We start from the raw sequence: 19,053 nt of genomic DNA, 5'->3' as shown, positions 1-19,053 counted from the left end.
CCTGCGGCCACCCCGCGGTGCACCCACGTCGACCGGGTCGTCTCGCGCCGCGCCACCTCAGGCCGCCAGGTGGATCGAACGGGTGGCGCCGTAGAGCGCCAACGACAGGGACAGCGTCACCAGGACGACGGTGACCAGCGACAGACGTACGGCGCGTCCGGTGGCGATACCGACGCCCGCCGGACCACCCGTCGCTCGGTAGCCGTAGAGGGTGTGGATCGCCATGACCGCGAGACCGATGACGATCACCTGGAGGAAGGACCAGAGCACGTCCGACGGGACGAGGAAGGTCGAGAAGTAGTGGTCGTACACCCCCGAGGACTGTCCCAGGACGACGACGGTGGCGACGCGACTGGCGAGGAACGAGGTGCTCAGGGAGAGCGCGTACAGCGGAAGGACGGCGATCAGTCCGGCGACGATGCGCGTCCCCACCAGGTAGGGCAGGGACCGAATCGCCATCACCTCGAGGGCGTCGATCTCCTCGCTGATGCGCATCGCGCCGAGCGCCGCGGTGGTGCCGGCGCCGACCGTCGCGGCCAACCCCACGCCCGCCGTGACCGGCGCGACCACGCGCACGTTGACGTACGCGGCGAGGAACCCGGTGAGAGCGTCGACGCCGATGCTGCCGAGCGAGTCGAAGCCCTGGACCGCGACCGTCGCGCCGGCGAACATCGTGAGAAAGCCGAGGACGGCGACGCTACCGCCCACCGCGGCCAGAACTCCTGTGCCGAAACTGATCTCGGCGAGGACGCGCAGTGTCTCGGTGCGGTAGGACCGCACTGCGCGCACCGTCGAGACGAGAGCCCGGAGCACGAACAGTCCGTCCTCGCCCACGCGGTCGATCGCGTCACCGGCCCGTCGTGCTCGACGCCGGACTCGGACGGTCGTGTCGTGCATCCCGATCACCATCGCGTGCTCCGTCCCGGGCAGCCCGTACCTGTGCCGATCACGTCAGAGCCGACTCACCGAGAGGCCCACCGAGGTGAGGACCAGGTTGACCACGAACAGCGCCGCGAAGGAGAAGACGACGGTCTCGTTCACCGCGTCGCCGACGCTCTTCGGGCCGCCGTGCACCGTCAGACCTCGATGACAGGCCACCAGCGCGGCGAGAAGTCCGAACAGGGCGGCCTTGACTTCGGACAGCAGCAGTTCGGGCAGACCGACCAGCAGGGTCACCCCGCCGACGTAGGCGCCGGGGTCGACGTTCTGCAGGAAGACCGAGAACGTGAAACCACCGGCGAGCCCGATGGCGCACACCACGCCGTTGAGCAGCGCGGCCACCGTGGTGCAGGCGAGGACTCGCGGAACCACCAGTCGCTGCACCGGATCGATCCCCAGCACCTCCATGGCATCGACCTCCTCGCGGATGGTGCGCGAGCCCAGGTCGGCCGTGATCGCGGTGGCGGCGGCGCCGGCGACGACGAGCACGGTGACCAGCGGACCGATCTGGGTCACCGTGCCCAGTCCGGCGCCCGCTCCGCTGAGATCCGACGCCCCGATCTCGATCAGGAGCGAGTTGAGGGTGAACACGACGAGCACGGTGAAGGGGACGGACATCGCGATGGTCGGCAGGAGTGACACCCGCGCGATGAACCAACTCTGATCGACGAACTCACGCCAGTGGAACGGCCGGGTGACCGTGGCGACCGCCGTGTCGACGCCGAGGCCGTAGAACTCGCCGACGGCCGTGGTCACGCGTCGCGCCTGGAGAGCGATCGAGGTCATGACACGACTCGATACTTCAGCATCATGTCGTGGTCCTCGTGGTCGAGGATGTGGCAGTGCCAGACGTAGCCCTGCAGTGGGCCGCCGGCGCCGTGCTCGGATCCGTGGTCGACCCCGTTGTGCGCGGGATGTTCGATCCCGTGATCCGCGTGGGCGGGCGGCTCCGGGTCGGCGTGAGTCGGCCCGGAGTGGTCGGACGGGAGCGTCTCGGGACGGTCGAAGAGGGCGTCCGGATCGAAGCCGAGTTCGTCGGCCGTCGGGAAACGGACGAGAACCGAGGTCACGGTCCCCCCGTCGGAACGAACGGTGTCCTTCCACCCCGCCTCCCACGGTTCGGGTGGAACCGACGGTCCGGCGAGGAACGGGGTCGGATCCGGCGCCCATCGGACGCCGACCGGCGGCTGCACGTGTGCTCCCTGGTACTCGACCGTGCGCAGAGGAGTTCGGCCGAGCGTGCGGAAGTGCACCAGATGAATGTGGATCGGGTGGGGATCGGGGGTGACGTTGACGATGTCCCAGCGCTCGGTCGTTCCCGCGCGCGGCTTCTCGATGTCGGTGTCGGAGAAGCGAAGATTGTTGAGCGTCATGATCGCCGGCGGGTTGCGCAGCGCGTAGGGCTGGCTGACGGTCACGGTGCGCACGACCTCGGGGACCGGAAGCGGGGGGAGCGGGCTGCGGAGCCGCCCGCCCCGCAACGCGGTGGGGACGGGCCCGGTGAAGCCGCGGGAGCCGACGGTGAACCGGCAGAACAGCGGCATCACGACGGCGCCGATGATCGCGGCCTGGAACGGCGGATGCTCGTCGTTCCGGAGCTCGACGCTCCCCCCGCTGTCCAGAAGGGAGAAGTCGACCAGCAGGTCGTAGCGCTCGCCGGGGGCAACGCGGAAGTGTGTGACCGGAACGGGCGCGTCGAGCAGTCCGCAGTCGTTGCCGATGATCCAGAACCGCATGCGATTGGAGAAGTGCAGATTCCAGACGCTGTACGAACCGGCGTTGACCAACCGAAAGCGGTACAACCCCCTCGCGACCGGGATGTCGGGCCACACCGCGCCGTTCACCAACCCGACGTCGCCGACGGCACCGCCCTCCCACGAGCCTTCCGGAACGATGTGTGTGGACCGGATGCTGAGCGTGCCGTTCTGTCGGAAGATCTTCTCCTGCAGCACGAGCGGCATCTCGAACTCGCCGACCGGAAGTCCGAGCGGATTGTCCGGCCGACCCGTGTCCCACCGGTCGCGGAGGAGGTATATGCCGGCCAGTCCGCTGTAGACGTTGACGCGCGTGATGCCCATGGCATGGTCGTGGTACCAGAGATGACATGCTTCCTGGCCGTTCGGAAAGCCGTGCACGAGTGAGCGACCCGGCAGAGAGACCTGTTCGGGATGGCCGTCGCTCGCCGGTGGGGTGACCCCGCCGTGCAGGTGCAGCGAGGTCGGTGGTGCGGATCGGTAGGACTCGGTCACCCCGTGCAACGAGGTGTCCATGTCGACGCCGAGCGGGTGGAAGGTGAGCTCGTTGGCGTAGCGGAGGGTGAGCAGTTCGTCGGCATTCGCCTCGATGGTCGGTCCGAGGTAACCCGGACCGACATCACCGGCGCGATACGCGAGAGCGTCGACCTCGGGGAGGTCGGGATGGAATCGGTGCCGTGAGTTCACCGCGGAGATCGACAGCGAGGGTCCGGTCACCACCGGCGGTGGCGATACCGTGCCGCGGAAGGGGACCAGTTCGGGTGAATGGAAGAGCAGCGGACTGCCCAAAGGTCCACCCGGCGAGCCGGCCGATCGGACCCCGACCACACTGGCCGCGGCCCACGCGGCCGCCCCGACTCCGAGTCCGCGAAGCACCTGTCGGCGTGAGAACCGTTCGGCCACCGTTCGTCCCCCTTGCAGTCGTCCTCTTCTTCCGGACCGTACCGCACTGTATGGTGGCTGCACGGCAAAACGGCGAAGGACGGACGGCGAACATGGGAGCAGGCCGCGAACGTGGTCACCGATCGACGGCGAGAGGGCGGCACGTCGGTCTCGGGGCGGCTCTCGCGCTGGCGGTCGGCCTGTTCGCGGTGCCCGCCTCGGCGCGCACCGGTCCGAACGGCGTTGCGCCGCAGTGTGTGAGACCACTGGTGGCAGTTTACGACCTCGGATCGTCCGCTGCGGAATGGGCCGACTGGGCCGGCCCCTGCGCGGTCGCCGTGGAGTACGGGGCCGGTCCGGTGACCCGCGTCCTCGGTTTCGCGGTCCGGGTGGGCGGGGTGGCCTCCATCGAGGAGTCGGCGGCCGAGATCGAGGCGGAGATTGCGGCGATACTCGACCGCACGGGGGCCGACGTGGTGGACGTGGTGGCTCGGGGGTCCGGCGCGCTCGTGGTCCATCACGCCCTCACGCGTCCGGTGCGCGGCGCACCGCCGCCCGTCAGGACGCTCGTCTCCCTGGGTCCGTTCTGGGCGGGAACGGAGGTACTCGGCTTGGCGGCCGTGGCCGACCTCAACCGTCGGATCGGGATCTACGACGCCCTCGCTGCGGTGGAGCGTCCGCTCGTGGCGCCGTTCTGCGTGTCGTGCGGTCAGGTGGTCGCTCGATCGACCTTCCTGCGCTCCGTGTCCGCGGCTACGGCGGCGGGGGTGCGGTACGTCGACATCGTCAGCGCGACGGACGGAATCGCGGCACCCGCGGCGGGCGCCGCGCCGCGTGGCCGACAGGTCGTCGTTGTCCAGGACGTCGATCCGACGTCGACGGTCGATCACGGCGGCCTCGCCGGCGACGCCGTCGTGCGACGACTGGCCATCGACGTGACCCGGAACGGTGATCGGTGACCGTCGACGTAGGATCGTTTTCCGACCGACCGACGGACCGGGACGACGGGAGCACGACCGTGGCCGAACGTGCGCGCGATACGTCCGCGCGGACCCGTGCTCGTGCTGCTCGCACGCGCGCGGCGTCCAAGCCGGTGCCCCGGGCTCCCCGCCTCGGTGTCGACGACTGGCTCGACGCCGCCTTCGCGCTCCTGGTGTCCGACGGTGTCGCCGAAGTGAAGATCACCCGTCTGTGCGAGCAACTCGGTGTCACCAAGGGCAGCTTCTACTGGCACTTCTCCGACATCGACGAGCTGATGACGGCCATCGCCGACCGATGGGTCGAGACCCAGAACGAGGTGCTGCGCGGTCTCATGCAGGTCGAGTCCATGCCCGTGGCGGAACGGCTGCAGACCATCTCCGAGCTGCTCGTCGAGCACCGCACCCGGACCGTCGAAGCCGCTATTCGCGAGTGGGCGCGGACGAACGGCCGGGTGGCGGACGCCGTGCGCGAACTTGATCAGCGGATCTTCGACCTGGTCCGGACTGCGTTGCTCGACTGGGGATTCGGTCAGGACGATGCGCGTCTGCGGGCGGGTTTGCTGGTGTACGCCGGCATCGGGTTCGTCCACGCCGGCAACAACCTCCCGACCCCGACGAAGGCCGAGATCCAGGCGCTCTTCCGCCTGGTGGTGGGCGACACGCCGGCCTGAATCCGGCGCCCGCGGGCCAAGAGGTGGCGCTCGACTCCGGCACGGTACTCGGCGAGATACAGCTCGGGTGGCAGGTGGGTCATGGCGGCACCTCCGTTCGTCGAATGTCGTTGTGCTGCAAACTCGTTGTCTGCGCGTGAGTGCCGGACGAGAACGATGCTGACAGACTGTGCGTGCTCGGCGCATCCGAATTACGGGCCGCGGGTGCCTGCGGGCGGTGCGGAGGACCCCCTCTTCCGGGGGTAGTGGGGTATGGCGTGGCTCACATACCGTCCTGACCACTTCGCCCGTTCCGTCACCTTCGAGCAGGAGCACCATGACGACTGTGTCACCCGACGACGCCACCGCGCGTCCGGTCACGCCGCCCACCACACCGCCGACGACCAGCGTCCGCAAGGTGGCCGTGGCCAGCGGTATCGGCACCACGATCGAGTTCTACGACTTCTTCATCTACGGCACCGCGGCCGCCCTGGTGTTCCCGACGGTGTTCTTCCCGGCCCTCGGTTCCACGGCCGGCACGGTGGCCTCCTTCGCCACCTTCGCGGTCGCGTTCATCGCCCGTCCCGCGGGCGCGGTGCTCTTCGGCCACTTCGGCGACCGCATCGGTCGCAAGCGCACGTTGATCTCGACGCTGCTGCTGATGGGCATCTCGACCTTCCTCATCGGGCTGCTGCCCGGCGCCGAGACCATCGGCGTCGCGGCGCCGATCATCCTGGTGCTCCTGCGATTCGGGCAGGGCTTCGCCGTCGGCGGGGAATGGGCCGGCGCCACGCTCCTCACCGCCGAGTACGCCCCGGCGAAGCGACGCGGCTTCTACGCGATGTTCCCGCAGCTCGGCCCGTCGGCGGCGTTCATCCTCTCCAGCGCGACGTTCCTGGTGACCGGTGCCGTGTTCGGAGACACCAACGAGACCTTCCTGAACTACGGCTGGCGAATCCCGTTCCTGTTCAGCGCCGTTCTGGTGCTCATCGGCCTCTACATGCGCCTCGCGATCGAGGAGACTCCCGTGTTCCGCGAGGCGGTGGCCGACGCACCCGCCCCCGCTGCGCGACGCCTCCCGGTCCTGGACGCCTGGCACGTCCAGAAGCGCGAAGTCCTGCTGGCGGCCGGCGCGTTGGCGTCGCTCTTCTCCCTCTTCTACATGGGCACCGCGTACCTCACGAGCTACGGGACCAAGACGCTCGGCTTCGACCGACCGTTCGTCCTGGTCACCGGCATCATCGGCGCCGTGGTGTTCGGTATCGCCATCGCCCTGTCCGCGGCGTACTCCGACCGGGTGGGACGACGGCGCGTCATCCTGATCTCCTGCGTGGTCGCGGTCCCGTGGACGCTGGCGCTGTTCCCGATCCTCGACACCGGGTCCGCCGGACTCTACGTCCTGGCCATGTGCGTGACGTTGACGATTTTCGGTATCGCCTACGGTCCCACCGGCGCTCTGTTGCCCGAGCTGTTCCAGACCCGATTCCGGTACACCGGTGCAGGATTGGGCTACAACCTGGCCGGTGTCCTCGGTGGCGCGATCCCGCCGTTGTTGGCCGCGCCGCTCACCGCGGCCTATGGCAGCATCGCGGTCGGCGTCATGCTGGCGGCATTGTCGGTCCTCAGCATCGGCTGCACTCTGAAGCTGACGGAGACGAAGGACGTCAGCATGCGGGCCTGATCGACGGTCCGCACGACCCGAGACTTCACGACTCCTGCCCCCGAACCGGGTTCCGGTTCGGGGGTTCGTCGTGTTCGGTTGTGGTAGTGCAGGTCCCGCCGGTCAGGTGCCGTCGGGGATCGGCCCGGGGTCGGGGTCTCGGAGGAGGTCGCCGGGGTGGAAGTGGTGGTTGACGCGGCCTTCTCTGGTGGGGTCGGCGAGGGCGGGTGGGTGCCAGAGGGTGCGGCCGGCCCAGCGGTGGCCGGGTGGGGCGGTGGTGGTGGTCCAGCCGAGGGGTCCGGTGTGGATCTGTCGGTGGTGGCGGTCGCAGGCGTAGGTGAGGTACTCGATGTCGGTGGTGCCGCCGTGGGCCCAGTCAAAGTATCTCCGAGAGTACAGCGACTTTGCCGGGTAAGCGCTGGTCAGACGCCAGAACGCCCCCGCAGCAAGGCTACTGGGGCGAGAGGCGCGCTGGCTCGACTCAGCGCACGGGATCAGGCGATGGTCGGGCTGGTGTACGTCTCGCCAGCGGTGACCTGCAGGACAGCAGCAGCTCCGCGGTGGCGTACGCCGACGCCGAACGAGCGGGTGTAGTAGCTGTTCTGCAACGGGTAGGCGTTGTTGTCGCCGGGGATCAGCAGCAGCCCGCGCAGGTTTGCTTTCTTGTGCTCACGGAAGGCCAACGGCGCGTGCTGGCCACCGCTGGCGACGGCGACCACGTACCCGACGGGAACCCAGTTCGACGTGACGATGAACCCCTCGCCGTACGAGCCAAGGACCTTCAGACCCTCGTACGATCCCGGTGCGCGATCTCCGATGATGACCTTGTCCGACAGGAACGCGGGAGCGTTCGCCGCCGGGATGAAGTCGTTCGCTGCCTTGCCGCCGTCAGCGGCGACCTGCCCCGCACGGAATGTCGTGATGACGTTCGCGGTGTCCGGGTGGGCGAGAAGGACGATCTGCGAACCGAAATCGGAACCGTACCCGTGCTCTGTGACGTTGCGAATCAGGTAGTCCAGGTCCACCCCCTCGAACGCGCCGTTGGTCGTCCGGTAGTGGCTGTGACCCGGCGCGAACGACTTGCCTGCGTAGCTCGGAGGCTTCGCGTCGTCTTCGCCGTCCCAGAGCGGGTAGACGGGGACGTTGTACTCGTTGACATCTCGCTGCAACTTCGGTGTCTTCGTCAGCAGCGCCCGCAGAACGCGACTGAACACCAGACGGTTGTCCGCCTCGAGAACCGCAGCGTGGATTGCCTCGAGCTGGCCGGACTCGACCTCCGCGAGGAAGCGCCACGTCCAGCCCTTGCGCGAGTCGAACCACCGGAATGGGTAGCCCAGTTCCAGCAGCGACGGGCTCAGGCGAACGGACTTCGGAACGCCGAACTCCGACGCTTCCTCGAACTCGTTGTCGCCGATCGACTGCTCGATGAAGTCGGAGGAGTTCGCCGTCTTCGCCGTGAACAGTCGCGCCACGGCGGTGCGCTGAGTGTTGAGGAGCTTGAGCGTCTCCTGGAACTCGGACCAGATCGAAGACCAATCCTTGCCGTCGGCTGTCTGATGGATATCCCCGACTGTGCTGTACCCGTTGCCTGTCATGCCTTTTCGCCTTTCCAGATGGTATATAGGACTACGACCAGAATACGCGGAAGCTGTTGCACTACAGCGCCTTTGGACCTACCTAGCGTTAGAATCGACGTAGGGTTACAGCGCTAGGAGAAGCATCATGTACGCCACCGACATTCTCACCAACATCAAGCGCGCAGAACGGGTTTGGCCGCACAACGCGCACCTGCTCGAACACCACAGGATCGAGGACTACATGCGGTACGCACTGAGGTACCGCGACGACGCTGTGGTCGACGGCACCGCGCTCGTCCCGCCGCTCGGACTGGCCGACGACATTCACCACGACGCGGTGTCGTACCCGTTCGATGATCCCGCCGAGATGATCGCAAAGATGGACATGTGCCGCCAGCGCGGCCTGTCTTGCGCCGCTCCTGCGTTCGTCTGCGGAGTCTGCTCGCGCTCGATCGGTGACGCCCCTCGCAAGCCGAACGAGTTCGAGATCGTGTGGGTATCCGCGCCGCCGAGCGTCGTCGGCGTCGCGCTGTGTGCGTCCTGCGCACCATGCGTGTTCGCGGAGTTCAACCCCACGAGGATCTGACCCCGATGCCCCAATGTGTCGCGACGACAGCGAACGACAACCGAGGACGCGCTGGCCAACAATGCACGCGCTACGCGGTCCGAGGGTCGGACCGCTGCTTCGCGCACGGGGGCGTCCGCAAGTCGACCACGCCCGAGAAGATCAGTACCCGCGTCGAGAACCCAGGCGTCCCGTGCTCTGCGCGTCGCACCGACGGGCAACCCTGCGGAAACTACGCCATCAAGGGTTCGACCGTCTGCAAGAACCACGGAGGCCTGGCCGGCCAGACGCGACTCGCTGCGTCACAACGCATGATCGAGATGCGACTGAAGGCCATCGGCGTGGTCGACGGGATGCTCGATGATCCCGAGCTGGAACCCTCGGTTCGACTGCGCGCAGCTCAGATCGTTCTCGACCGAACAGGCATGGGACCGACCTCGAAGATCGAACACGAGGTCGAGGTCAAGCCCTACGAGAAGGTGCTCAACGACGGAGCAGTCATCCGGGACGTGCCCGTCGAGGACGAACCCGAGATCATCGACGCCGAGGTCGTAGAGGGACCAGCTCCGACTGCGCCAGACGGGCGGCCAGTCTTCGACCCCTCGCGGAGGTACGCGACGCCCGAGCCTGACCCCGACCGCGAGGAGCACAACGTCGTGGCGTTCCCCCAAAGGCCCGGTCATCGCTAGCTACTAGAACGGCGTGGCGCGGGCTCAACAGGGGATGCAGCAGTGTCGGGCCCAGTCCCTACACTCAGTGCATGTCAAGCAATGCAGCGATCGAAAGCTACGGTGCCCTGCTCCTACGCGGAGACCCGACGGGGCAGGTGTCCGTTGTAATGCAGCCGATCTGCGAACTGAACGAGAATGATTACACCCGCTTCCACGCGGCATACAATGTCATGTTCAACATGCTCGAAGCGAACATGTTTACCTACGTTCGTCAATCTGGTCTCGACCTCTTCCGGACTGTCATGGACGCATCCGAAGCATTCCGCGATGGGAAGATCCCCGCATTCGGTGAAGGCGATATGGTCGAATGGGCAACAAGGATACGTACTGGGATCCTGGGTGTCTGCTCTTCTATTCACCACCATCAAGAACAAAGCCTGATCGCGGTCGTACGGCAATTCGATAAGGATTCCGCGGAACACGTTGAGATGAAGAGATTGTTCAAAGCAGTTTATGACCGCTGTTTCGCATATCGGCTTCTTTTCAGGCTACGCCACATCATGGTGCATTCGACCATGCTCGCCCCGGCAATGAAGGCAACCGCCGGAATTAGCGAGGGCGAAAAATATGCCCTCGTCGATATGCGGTTGGACCGCTCTGTCTTCTACGAAAGCAGCAAGATTAGCGCCGCCATAAAAGCGGAACTGCGGGCACTCGACGAAGATCCGAGTATTTACGAACTCGTAGGCGAAGTCATGCCCGAACTTCGAGACACCAATCGTGAGGTGCTTGCGCTACTGCATCCTGATATCGACGATACGTGCGCGACCGTTCGGGAATTTGACGCACTTTTCGGAGGTCAACCTGGCCGGCGGGCGCTAGTACGACAGCAATCACCCGAACTGCGCCCTCCCTTCGAGACAAGTTATCAGGCGTGGCCGCCCAGCGTATTTGACTACGCACACGCGCGAGCAGTGTCGAACCGTGTTGAGGCCGAGGGGTAGCCGGTCGCCCGCGATGGACGACCGGCCAAGTGCCGTCAGCGATCGCCGTCGAAATGCTCGTTGATTGTCGCGATGTGGTGGATGCGGTTGGGCGTTACCCACCCGCCGCCAAAGCGGTCGATCACGTGGTCAGCAGCCCTCATATGAGTAACCAGCTCTCCGATCTTCGTCCACGGATTCCGGCCATTCACGTCCACGCGCAATGCCTCCGTGGTGATGGTTTCGACCGAATCTTCGTCCTCGTCGCGAACGAGAATGTCAACAGTCGTCGGCCGAAACGAGAAATCCGACAGGTCGAAATCGTCTGAGTGGGATACGAGGCCCAAGATCAGATTCTCGACGCGAACCGCCGGGAACTCAAGCTCGAAAATGGTGGTCGTAGTGCACATGGTTTTTCTTTCCGGCGTACCCAAGCGTGGCGACAGGCACGACGGGCTGGGAGGACGCCTGTTTGTAGGCTCACTCCCGTCGTACCTCGGCGCGCGAAGCGTTTCCGCTTGAATCCGCTTTTTCACCGGCAGTGTTCGGTGCAGGCTTACGACAGAACGGGACCGTAGCTTTTGACCCGCGTCCTCGGATCGAGGACACTCCTGCGCTTGAACTTCTGATGAAGCCAGTTCGCCGTGGAGCCGCTTTTGGTTCTGCCTTACCTGGTGCACGACGTCGCCGTGCAAAGATCAGATTAGGCACAGCTTCGGCTGGCCGTCAAGGGTCGTACTGCACGGTCGATTCCTGGCTGGCGGGTCGTTGTCCAGTGGGCCCCATTGGGCTAACGTGGTTGTCAGTCGATCAGTTTCGACTCCATGCGTCTCTCGCCTCAGTGCAGAGATAGCCGCCCAGTCTTCACGATGGGTGACGACCACGGATCACCTTCGCTGCTCGTAGCGAGGGAAGCCACCGGCTGCACAGCGGGTTGGTTGAGAGAGAGTGGCGCGACGGTACGAGCTTCCATCGTTACCTGGGAGCTGCTATGCCTCGTTCCGTCGTCGCCTATGGTCCTCATGGCCGACAACCCTTCGCTGACTGCGCTGAGCGTCAGCGCTGGACGTACGTCCAGATCGGCGCAAAGCTGGGTGTCAGCGCGCGCCACGTTCGTAACGCTGCGATCGGTTGGACTCGCCCGAATGCCGTTCTGCGCGAGGAATTGCCGTCCTTGCTGGGTTGCCCGCTCTCGGAGCTGTTCACAGAATCCGCCATCGCGGAGGACTTCGCAACGCGCCCGAAGCGTAAGGCCGAAGCGTCGTGACCGCCGAGGAGTTCGCGGAGCGCGCACGCGAGGACGCACGACGCAGCGCCGTCGAACAGGGCCTACCCGAGACCGTCACGGACGCCGGCGCGATCCGTCTTCTGCGCGCACTCGTGAACGGGGGCGTCCATGCCAACACATGAGAATGGCCCCGCCGGTAGCGGAGCCAGTCCCAGGGGATACAACACTGATCGGCCTCTCACCAAGCCTCTCGACAACGATTCTATCGGGCGAGATGCGTTGTCTGCCAGCAAGGAACGACGCCGCCTAGATGAGTACGTCGAACGCGGCTGGCACATCTTCCCGTGTTACCCGATCGTGCGGGGTAGGTGCTCGTGCGGGAAGGGCGACGAGTGCAGCAGCCCAGGCAAGCATCCGCGCACGACGCACGGCGTCAAGGACGCCTCGGCGGATCCGTCGAAGATCGCGGCGTGGGAGCGCACGTACCCCGATGCCAACTGGGCGGTAGCGACTGGGCACGACAGCGGAGTGTTCGTCGTGGACGTGGACCGCAAGTCGGGTGGCTTCGACTCCTGGGAAGCGTGGACACGCGACAACCCCGTGCCGCACACGCTGACCGCGCTGACGGGTGGCGGTGGCCGGCACCTGTACTTCCGTTACCCGGACGATGGAGTGGTAGGCAATCGAGTCGGATGGTTGCCGGGAGTCGATGTTCGCGGTGAGGGCGGGTACGTTCTTCTGCCTCCGTCGAACCACCTGTCGGGAGGGACGTACAGCTGGCGCGACGACTCGCCAGCACCAGCAGTAGCGCCGCTGATCCTCACGCAGAGCATCGCGCAGGACGAGCGCGACGACTCGTCTACTGATCCCCTTGGTGGCTATCTGGAGGCCATCGAGGAGGGGGCGCGAAACGACACCCTTCACCGCCGAGCCGTGAAGCTGTTCGGCGCGCTCGGTCCTGACCAGTTCGACGCGGTCCTTGTCCTCATGAAGGAGGCGGCGCGCAACAGTCCCGGCTCGACACCGTTGATGGAGCGTGAGGTTCGCACGATCGTAGCGAGCGCTCAACGGTACGTCGCGTCCACGGGCGACTACATGCAACCGTGGATGAGGGAGTGGGGTCAGAGTCATGATGCTCCCGAGACGGACGCACTGGTCGAGAAGTACGTCCGCGAGATGCACGCGAAGGACACGGCGAAGCGCCGCTACACCGACGAGGTCTCACGCGCTGCGCGTTCGGAGCTACCCGACGTGGTACCTCTCAGCGCCGCTCAGTTGCTCGACGTCGATGATGCTGTCGAATACGAGTGGGTCATACCGGGTCGCCTCCCGAAGGGAATCCGACTGATCCTGACCGCTGACGAGGGCGCGGGTAAGAGCACGTTGCTGCGGTGGATCGCGGGCTCCGTCGCGGCGGGCCTTGATCCGTTCGACTGGGTCAACCGCCGAAGCTTCGAGCCAGGACGGGTACTGCTCGTGGACGTGGAGAACCCGTACGACCTGTTCCAGAATCGGTTACGCGAGATGACCGAGGCGTGGCAGGCCAACGGCGGGGACCGCGACGTGATGCTCGGCAACCTGTTCTTCCTGCCGCGATCGGACTTCGGCCAACCCCTCGCGCTGGAAGATCCTCACGACGCTGAACGGGTCCGGAAGTGGGTCGCTGAGGTCAAACCCGATCTGGTCGTCGTCGGTCCCATCTACAAGCTGAGCGACCAGAACGAACGCGAGGAACCGTTCTTTCAGTCGATCACGCAGCTCGTGGACGACCTGCGTGACGAACACGGCGTCACAGTGCTGATGGAAGCACACACCCCGCACGACGCGGACACGAAGCGCCCGATCGGTTCGAGCGGATGGAAGCGCTGGCCCGAAATGGGGTTCCACCTGTCGCGAACCGGGAGGTTGACCGAATGGCGCGGCAACAGGTTCGGAACGGACGTGTCGTGGCCGTCGTCGTTGCGTCGCGCACCGGAGGGTAACGCCGCGTTCGACCTCTCGGTCGAAGTCTCGGATCTGGGGGACGCGGCGCGCGAACACGACGACAAGGATCGGCAGTTGCTAGCTCGCCTGTTGGAAGTGCTCTCTGAGGTCGAGAACGACGGCGCGCGTTCGTTCGCCAGGCTGAAGGGCGCTCTGCACGTCGGGGAGGCTGCGTTCAAGGCTGCGCTCGCGCTCGGCGTCGAAACCGGGGTTCTCGAAGTGCGCGCTGTCGGTACTCGCGGAGCAAAACACGTTTTCACCTGTTCTGAGGCTCCAGAACAGGTGAACGCGCCGAGCTGTTCTGACGACGCCAGAACAGGTGAGGACGTTTAGCAGTGTTTGCGCTGGTAGAGGTGTTCTGGAACACCTCAGAACAGGTCAGAGAACACCTCCAGTTGAGCTGTTCTGGCGAGCTGTTCTGGACTGGTCTCTAGAGACCAGAACAGCGAAACAGCTGGGACCAGAACGTGAAAGACGTGGAGAGAGGAGCTATCTACCTAGAAGAGGTAACCGCGATTGACGACGGCGTTTCGCGACGAGAAGTTCGTCCCTAGCTAACACGCACAGACCGACCACGGCCTGGCCGGCCAGGTAGAACCAAACCAGAAGAGAGACAACATGACCGACACGCACGATGTGTACGACTACTACGGTGACATCACCTATTCCGACGACTGGACGACGATCCAGATGGTTTCCGCGCCAACAGGATGGCGCGTCCGGGTCTGGATAATGTGCCTGAACGAACTCGACAGCATCGACGCTCCCGTCGCAGCGTTCCTCCTGCAGGAACGTCGGAGCGTCACGGATCATTGCCGTGACGTGACGACGGCACTCGATGCGCCGTACGAGACACGAACTGTTGCAGCTGTGTTCGACGGAGGAGAACTGAAAGCTGTTGACGCGGACTGCAATTATACCCTTGCCGGGGATTGCGAACCGCTATCCGTTGAGGTAGTTGCTCCCGGCGGCGACTTCAGTGAGGAGTCCCGCCGCGATGCAGAGCGCAAGATCGCCGCGCGCAAGCGCGTGGTCGCGTCATGACCGGGGTCGAGACAGTGACCTGCGTCCTGTGCAAGCGGGAGTACCCGCGCTCGCACTCGTCACCGATCGGTGGTGGTCGGTACGTCTGCGGACCGCCTCGTCACTGTTGGCAGTACGCGAACACGTCCGCTGCGTGCCAGTAGCGCGCCCTGAGGCCCGCCGTCGCGGGTCTGGACGCTCACGGCGGGAGTACGTCGCAGGCTTTCGTCCGAGCTCATCTGAGGCCGTTGTTTGCGCTGGCCACCTCAGCCTTTTTCAATCAATCGACCGATTGCCTGAAGGACATTGATTGAAGGGACCGACCGAGATGCGAGTTATCGGGTACGGGCGTTGCTCGACAGACGGCCAGGACACGAGCCTCGACGTGCAGGAACGAGCAGTCCTTGCCGAGGCGACGAGGCGAGGCTGGACCGTTACCTGGTTGTCGGACAGAGGGATCAGCGGAGCGAGCGCGAACCGTCCGGCACTGCGTGCGGCGCTCGCGCTACTCGAAGCCGGCGAGGCCGACGCGCTGGTCGCTACCAAAGTCGACCGACTCAGCCGATCCACCGGGGACTTCGCAGACCTGCTGGCGACTGCTCAACGGCAAGGATGGAACGTCGTTGTCCTCGACCTGGGCATGGACTTATCGACCCCGATGGGGAGGGCCATGTCGCAGATGGCCGCAGTCTTTGCCGAGCTGGAACGCAACCTGATCGGGCAACGCACCCGAGAAGCGCTCGCCGTTAGACGGACTCAAGGTGTCCTGCTCGGGCGACGGGCGACTACGCCTGTCGACGTTGTGGCGCGCGTCTGCCGTGAACGGGCGAATGGCGCGACGCTGCAACGCATCGCGGACGGTCTCAACGCTGACGGAGTTCCGACCGCGCAGGGCGGGGCGAGTTGGAAGCCAGGCACGATTGCCGCGCTCGTCAAGCGTGCAGGCCGCGCCAACTAGACACCACCTCGGGGCTCATCTGCTGGAGGCGGATCGGGTTTGCTCTTCCACGACTCGATCAGCCTCGTCGTGTCGAAGCTCTGAGTCCGTTGAACACTTGAAGAAACTTGTCCGCGTCCACCGAACAGCCGGGACTTGCGAGCCAGGCCGCGACAACAACGCGCGTGACCTGCAGTAGTGCCGCAACAACAACGGCGACGATGAGATACGTGACAGGCACGGCAAGCTCCTAGCGCGTAAGCTCCCGCCCTCGGGTCAGGAGCCACGGACTAGTCCACTGGCCGACAACGTGACTCGCCATTGCGGCGATCCGTTCCCTCGTGTTCATCGGCCTTGCGCCGATCCCTGCAGTCACTAGCGGCATCGCGCCGCTAGCAGGCATCGCGCCTGCCGTCCTGCCTAGTTCTGCGATCGACAACCTCGGACCCGAGGGACGCTGTCTACCACTAGAACAACGGGCGCGCCCAAGTGCGGTTCACTGAGAACTTTGTCGGCGCGGAACGTGAGTTCACCCTGGAGGGTACTGGACGGACCGGCGCGCCACCAGCACGGCTGACCGCGTGTCGTCAGGTGTTGGCTTCGAGGAACGGCAACTCGTAGACCTCGTGGAGTAGTTGGCGCGTGAACGTCGCGACGGTGGTGGCCTGGTCTTTGTCGATCGACGCCAGGTCGTGGTTGGCCTCGTTGCCGATGTCCTTGATTCGATCGACCCACTTGCGGTTGCGCTTGGTGATGACGCCTTCCGCTTGCAAGTGGTCGATGCACTGGACAAACGTCGGCGCAAAATCCTTCTCATTCTTGGCGGGCAGGCCTTCCTCGACGGCCATGTGCATGAGCAGCTTGCGGCACATCATGACGGACGCTGTGAACGCTCGCGCCGACAGGCACGATCGAACTTCGTTCCACGTCGATTCCGTGTCCGCGTCGAGACCCTGTGGAACGTCAAGCGGTGTGGTCGAGGGGGCCAACCCGTACAGGTCGTTCAGCACGAATCCTCGGCGGCACGACATGCAGCGCAACCACACAACCCCTGGCGAACCCCAATCCTGGTCGACCATACGCACGGCGAACATTTGCGTTGATGCAGCGCAGAAAAAGCACTCGAACATGCCGAAGGCATTCGGATCGTTGTCTTTGTGCATCATCAGGTCGTCGCTCACGTTCGCCATACCGACCAGTATGCCGAGTGGCACCGACAAACTAGGCGCGCCACTCGATGGTCACGCGCGCTTCGAGCACCGCGAGCTGGTGTGCGCGCTTGCGACCCTCGAACTCCTCCAGCGTCTCGCTCTTGCGGTGGTGCAACGTGTAGGGCAGGCCGGCGGGGTACTTGCCAATGACGATCTTGTCGATGATCGCGCCGAGGATGGCGTTACGGCGAGCGACCGTCTCGTCCTCCCAGCGCCCGCGTAGCGTTTCGACGCTGTCGATACCAGCCAGGACGGACTTTTGCGCCGCAGAGAGGAGCTGACGCTCACTGTCGGCTATCCGAGAGGTCAGTCGATCGCGCTGTCGAACGTAACCAGCGCGGTCGCCCTTGAACAGGCCGTCGTAGTAGTCGTCCTCGAGCTGACGCAGCCGCGTGTGGTCTGCGTCGATGGCCTGGCGCAGCTCGACGTGTTGATCGCCCTCCTCGTCGTCGGGTGCGAGCGCGTCGGAGTCCAGCCGCGCGAGCGCGCCCTCGACCACATACGTTTCCAACGGGTCGCGAGCGATGCGCGAACTATTGGTGCAACCCGACGTGTTCGACATGGCGCAAACCCAGCCGCGCGTACCTCGACCACCGCTGTAGACCGACGCGACCATCGACCGTCCGCAGCCGCCGCAGCGCACCAACCCAGAAAGTACGTACCTGCCCGTGCCTGGACCTGAGCCGAACCCTTGACGCCGCCGTGACGGGTCCGACAGCAGGGTCCGCAGCTTGTCCCAGTCGTCCTTGTTGACCAGCGCGGGCCACTCCGCGGGGAACAGTTCGCCGGCGTGTTCTCGCATGCCGATGATGGTTGCTGTCGTCAGTGCGCGCTTGAGAGGCGAACTACGCCAGGGGTTCCCGCGTGAGGTAGTGCGCTTCTCCTCGTTCCAGCGTTTGACGATTGAATGCAAGCTACCTCCGCTGAGAAGGTGCGCATACGCCTCGCGAACCATCGGCGCGTGCTCACGATGCTCACGCAGTGTGATGACCTTGCCGTCCTCGTCCTTGACGAGTTCGTATCCGAAAGCGGCTGACGCGCCGTGATATTGACCTTGCATGGCACGGTGACGCGCTGCGTCTCGCACGCGGCGACTGGTGTCCCGACTGGACTTGTTCGCGTGGTTGACCTCGCCGCGCGCGGAGTAGATCCCGTGGTCCGAATCGAGGGCCATGTTGCCGGTGTATGACTTGACGGTTCTGCCGAATTGCTCGACCACCTCGATCAGGTTCTCCAAGTCTCGTGGCTCACGCGCGACCCTGTCGAGGTCGTACGCGATCAACGAGTCGTATTCGCCGCGACGCAGAGCGGTCAGCATCTGCTCGAACAAGGGCCGCACGTTGCGCCTGACCTTGGAGCCGTCGGGGAGCTCGACGCTCGTCTTCTTCCACGCTGACGTGTCGTTGTCAACGTAGACGTGTTCGACAGTCCAGCCTAGGTTCGAGGCGAGCGAGCGGCAGTCTTGCTCTTGCCGGTCTACGCCGACCTTGCGTTCGTCACGGTCGGAGCTGATGCGGACGTACACCGCGGTTCGAGTGCTCATCCTTCGAAAATACTAGGTGGTGTACTGATAGTGATTGTTTGACCAGTCGGTGATGTGGTGGACCTGGGTGCGGGTGGCGGGGGCGGTGCAGCCGGGGAAGGTGCAGCCGTGGTCGGTGGCGAACAGGGCGAGGCGTTGGTCGGTGTTGGCGGTGCGGCGGCTGCGGCCGAGGTGGAGGGGTCGGTGGTGCAGGTCGGTGATGCACAGCCAGGTGTCGAGGTCGTCGGGGTGGTTGCCGGCGAGGGTGAGCAGGTCGTCGATGGGGAGGGCGGTGCCGCCGGCGGTGAGGGCGAGTCCGGCGCGGGCGGCGAGGTCGGCGACGGTGGTGGTGAGGATGAGGGAGATGGGTAGGCCGCGGTGGGTGGTGCCGATGTCGCGGCGGGCGAGGGTGCGGGTGATGGCGGTGAAGACGGCGTCGTAGTCGCGTTGGGCGGCGGTGCGGGGGTCGCGCACCCGCTCCGCCGCGG

18 protein-coding genes are annotated in these 19,053 nt (G+C 65.3%); 10 read left to right on the top strand and 8 right to left on the bottom strand.

Annotation, left to right across the window (positions count from 1 at the left end; all coding sequences use genetic code 11):
• Window positions 1-57: 57 nt before the first annotated feature.
• The 3 genes from BMZ18_RS17500 to BMZ18_RS17490 are packed head-to-tail and all read right to left on the bottom strand — an operon-like array spanning window position 58 to window position 3,596.
• Window positions 58-897 (bottom strand): ABC transporter permease, encoded by an 840-nt coding sequence (locus BMZ18_RS17500; protein WP_068365669.1) that lies wholly within the window; start codon window positions 895-897, stop codon window positions 58-60.
• A 54-nt stretch (window positions 898-951) separates the two neighbouring features.
• Complete coding sequence (locus BMZ18_RS17495; RefSeq protein ID WP_068365660.1) at window positions 952-1,725, bottom strand: MlaE family ABC transporter permease; 774 nt, start codon at window positions 1,723-1,725, stop codon at window positions 952-954.
• Window positions 1,722-3,596: a multicopper oxidase family protein gene (locus BMZ18_RS17490; RefSeq protein WP_068365661.1), complete on the bottom strand. Its 1,875-nt coding sequence runs from the start codon at window positions 3,594-3,596 to the stop codon at window positions 1,722-1,724. The genes BMZ18_RS17495 and BMZ18_RS17490 overlap by 4 nt, the downstream gene beginning before the upstream one ends.
• 248 nt (window positions 3,597-3,844) lie before the next feature.
• Here BMZ18_RS17490 and BMZ18_RS17485 point away from each other — a divergent pair, with 248 nt between their 5' ends.
• The 3 genes from BMZ18_RS17485 (at window position 3,845) to BMZ18_RS17475 (ending at window position 6,886) form a co-directional block, all read left to right on the top strand.
• Window positions 3,845-4,534 carry a hypothetical protein gene (locus tag BMZ18_RS17485; protein WP_082895200.1) on the top strand — a complete coding sequence of 230 codons (690 nt, stop codon included), beginning with the start codon at window positions 3,845-3,847 and terminating at the stop codon, window positions 4,532-4,534.
• Window positions 4,535-4,593: 59 nt separating this feature from the next.
• Entirely contained in the window at window positions 4,594-5,226 is a 633-nt protein-coding gene (locus BMZ18_RS17480) for a TetR/AcrR family transcriptional regulator (RefSeq protein ID WP_068365670.1), read from the top strand.
• Window positions 5,227-5,542: 316 nt separating this feature from the next.
• A complete protein-coding gene (locus BMZ18_RS17475; protein ID WP_068365663.1) occupies window positions 5,543-6,886 on the top strand; it encodes an MFS transporter in 1,344 nt (447 codons plus the stop codon).
• Between the two features lie 473 nt (window positions 6,887-7,359).
• Here the strand turns inward: BMZ18_RS17475 and BMZ18_RS17470 are convergent, their stop codons facing one another.
• Window positions 7,360-8,460 (bottom strand): hypothetical protein, encoded by a 1,101-nt coding sequence (locus tag BMZ18_RS17470; protein WP_082895258.1) that lies wholly within the window; start codon window positions 8,458-8,460, stop codon window positions 7,360-7,362.
• A gap of 127 nt (window positions 8,461-8,587) precedes the next feature.
• Here BMZ18_RS17470 and BMZ18_RS17465 point away from each other — a divergent pair, with 127 nt between their 5' ends.
• The 3 genes from BMZ18_RS17465 (at window position 8,588) to BMZ18_RS19495 (ending at window position 10,682) form a co-directional block, all read left to right on the top strand.
• A complete protein-coding gene (locus BMZ18_RS17465) occupies window positions 8,588-9,028 on the top strand; it encodes a hypothetical protein (RefSeq protein WP_068366061.1) in 441 nt (146 codons plus the stop codon).
• Between the two features lie 290 nt (window positions 9,029-9,318).
• Window positions 9,319-9,696, top strand: coding sequence for a hypothetical protein (locus BMZ18_RS17460; protein WP_068366060.1), 378 nt, complete (start codon window positions 9,319-9,321; stop codon window positions 9,694-9,696).
• A 71-nt stretch (window positions 9,697-9,767) separates the two neighbouring features.
• Window positions 9,768-10,682 carry a hypothetical protein gene (locus BMZ18_RS19495; protein ID WP_139204029.1) on the top strand — a complete coding sequence of 305 codons (915 nt, stop codon included), beginning with the start codon at window positions 9,768-9,770 and terminating at the stop codon, window positions 10,680-10,682.
• Between the two features lie 35 nt (window positions 10,683-10,717).
• On the opposite strand, the gene BMZ18_RS17455 is transcribed toward BMZ18_RS19495, so the two are convergent.
• Window positions 10,718-11,071, bottom strand: coding sequence for a hypothetical protein (locus BMZ18_RS17455; protein WP_068366059.1), 354 nt, complete (start codon window positions 11,069-11,071; stop codon window positions 10,718-10,720).
• An 853-nt stretch (window positions 11,072-11,924) separates the two neighbouring features.
• On the opposite strand from BMZ18_RS17455, the gene BMZ18_RS19830 reads away from it, so the two are divergent.
• The 4 genes from BMZ18_RS19830 (at window position 11,925) to BMZ18_RS17440 (ending at window position 15,853) form a co-directional block, all read left to right on the top strand.
• Complete coding sequence (locus BMZ18_RS19830; protein ID WP_156511661.1) at window positions 11,925-12,071, top strand: hypothetical protein; 147 nt, start codon at window positions 11,925-11,927, stop codon at window positions 12,069-12,071.
• A gap of 97 nt (window positions 12,072-12,168) precedes the next feature.
• Entirely contained in the window at window positions 12,169-14,205 is a 2,037-nt protein-coding gene (locus BMZ18_RS17450; RefSeq protein WP_074922344.1) for a bifunctional DNA primase/polymerase, read from the top strand.
• 285 nt (window positions 14,206-14,490) lie between these two features.
• The gene (locus BMZ18_RS17445) at window positions 14,491-14,916 is read left to right on the top strand and encodes a hypothetical protein (protein ID WP_068366057.1); all 426 of its coding nucleotides are present in this window, start codon (window positions 14,491-14,493) and stop codon (window positions 14,914-14,916) included.
• A gap of 289 nt (window positions 14,917-15,205) precedes the next feature.
• Window positions 15,206-15,853, top strand: a complete 648-nt coding sequence (locus BMZ18_RS17440; RefSeq protein ID WP_244516589.1) for a recombinase family protein — start codon at window positions 15,206-15,208, stop codon at window positions 15,851-15,853.
• Between the two features lie 566 nt (window positions 15,854-16,419).
• Here BMZ18_RS17440 and BMZ18_RS17435 read toward each other — a convergent pair.
• The 3 genes from BMZ18_RS17435 to BMZ18_RS17425 all read right to left on the bottom strand — a co-directional run.
• On the bottom strand, window positions 16,420-17,022 hold the full coding sequence (locus BMZ18_RS17435) for a DUF4145 domain-containing protein (RefSeq protein WP_082895256.1): 603 nt from the start codon (window positions 17,020-17,022) through the stop codon (window positions 16,420-16,422).
• Window positions 17,023-17,053: 31 nt separating this feature from the next.
• Window positions 17,054-18,586, bottom strand: coding sequence for a recombinase family protein (locus tag BMZ18_RS17430; protein ID WP_068366055.1), 1,533 nt, complete (start codon window positions 18,584-18,586; stop codon window positions 17,054-17,056).
• 12 nt (window positions 18,587-18,598) lie between these two features.
• Window positions 18,599-19,053: HNH endonuclease signature motif containing protein (locus BMZ18_RS17425; protein ID WP_139204028.1), on the bottom strand; the 455-nt coding region annotated here is incomplete at its 5' end.

Origin of the sequence: Rhodococcoides kroppenstedtii, assembly GCF_900111805.1 — a bacterium.
Classification (GTDB): domain Bacteria; phylum Actinomycetota; class Actinomycetes; order Mycobacteriales; family Mycobacteriaceae; genus Rhodococcoides; species Rhodococcoides kroppenstedtii.
The sequence above is the reverse complement of the archived record's forward strand: the minus strand, read 5'-3'. Positions and strand labels throughout refer to the sequence as shown.

Bases quoted from the DNA above. Each gene is read 5' to 3' on its own strand.
- BMZ18_RS17500 (WP_068365669.1), bottom strand. From the start codon at position 897: ATGCACGACACGACCGTCCGAGTCCGGCGTCGAGCACGACGGGCCGGT.
- BMZ18_RS17495 (WP_068365660.1), bottom strand. From the start codon at position 1,725: ATGACCTCGATCGCTCTCCAGGCGCGACGCGTGACCACGGCCGTCGGC.
- BMZ18_RS17475 (WP_068365663.1), top strand. From the start codon at position 5,543: ATGACGACTGTGTCACCCGACGACGCCACCGCGCGTCCGGTCACGCCG.
- BMZ18_RS17470 (WP_082895258.1), bottom strand. From the start codon at position 8,460: ATGACAGGCAACGGGTACAGCACAGTCGGGGATATCCATCAGACAGCC.
- BMZ18_RS17465 (WP_068366061.1), top strand. From the start codon at position 8,588: ATGTACGCCACCGACATTCTCACCAACATCAAGCGCGCAGAACGGGTT.
- BMZ18_RS17460 (WP_068366060.1), top strand. From the start codon at position 9,319: ATGATCGAGATGCGACTGAAGGCCATCGGCGTGGTCGACGGGATGCTC.
- BMZ18_RS19495 (WP_139204029.1), top strand. From the start codon at position 9,768: ATGTCAAGCAATGCAGCGATCGAAAGCTACGGTGCCCTGCTCCTACGC.
- BMZ18_RS17455 (WP_068366059.1), bottom strand. From the start codon at position 11,071: ATGTGCACTACGACCACCATTTTCGAGCTTGAGTTCCCGGCGGTTCGC.
- BMZ18_RS17445 (WP_068366057.1), top strand. From the start codon at position 14,491: ATGACCGACACGCACGATGTGTACGACTACTACGGTGACATCACCTAT.
- BMZ18_RS17435 (WP_082895256.1), bottom strand. From the start codon at position 17,022: ATGGCGAACGTGAGCGACGACCTGATGATGCACAAAGACAACGATCCG.
- BMZ18_RS17430 (WP_068366055.1), bottom strand. From the start codon at position 18,586: ATGAGCACTCGAACCGCGGTGTACGTCCGCATCAGCTCCGACCGTGAC.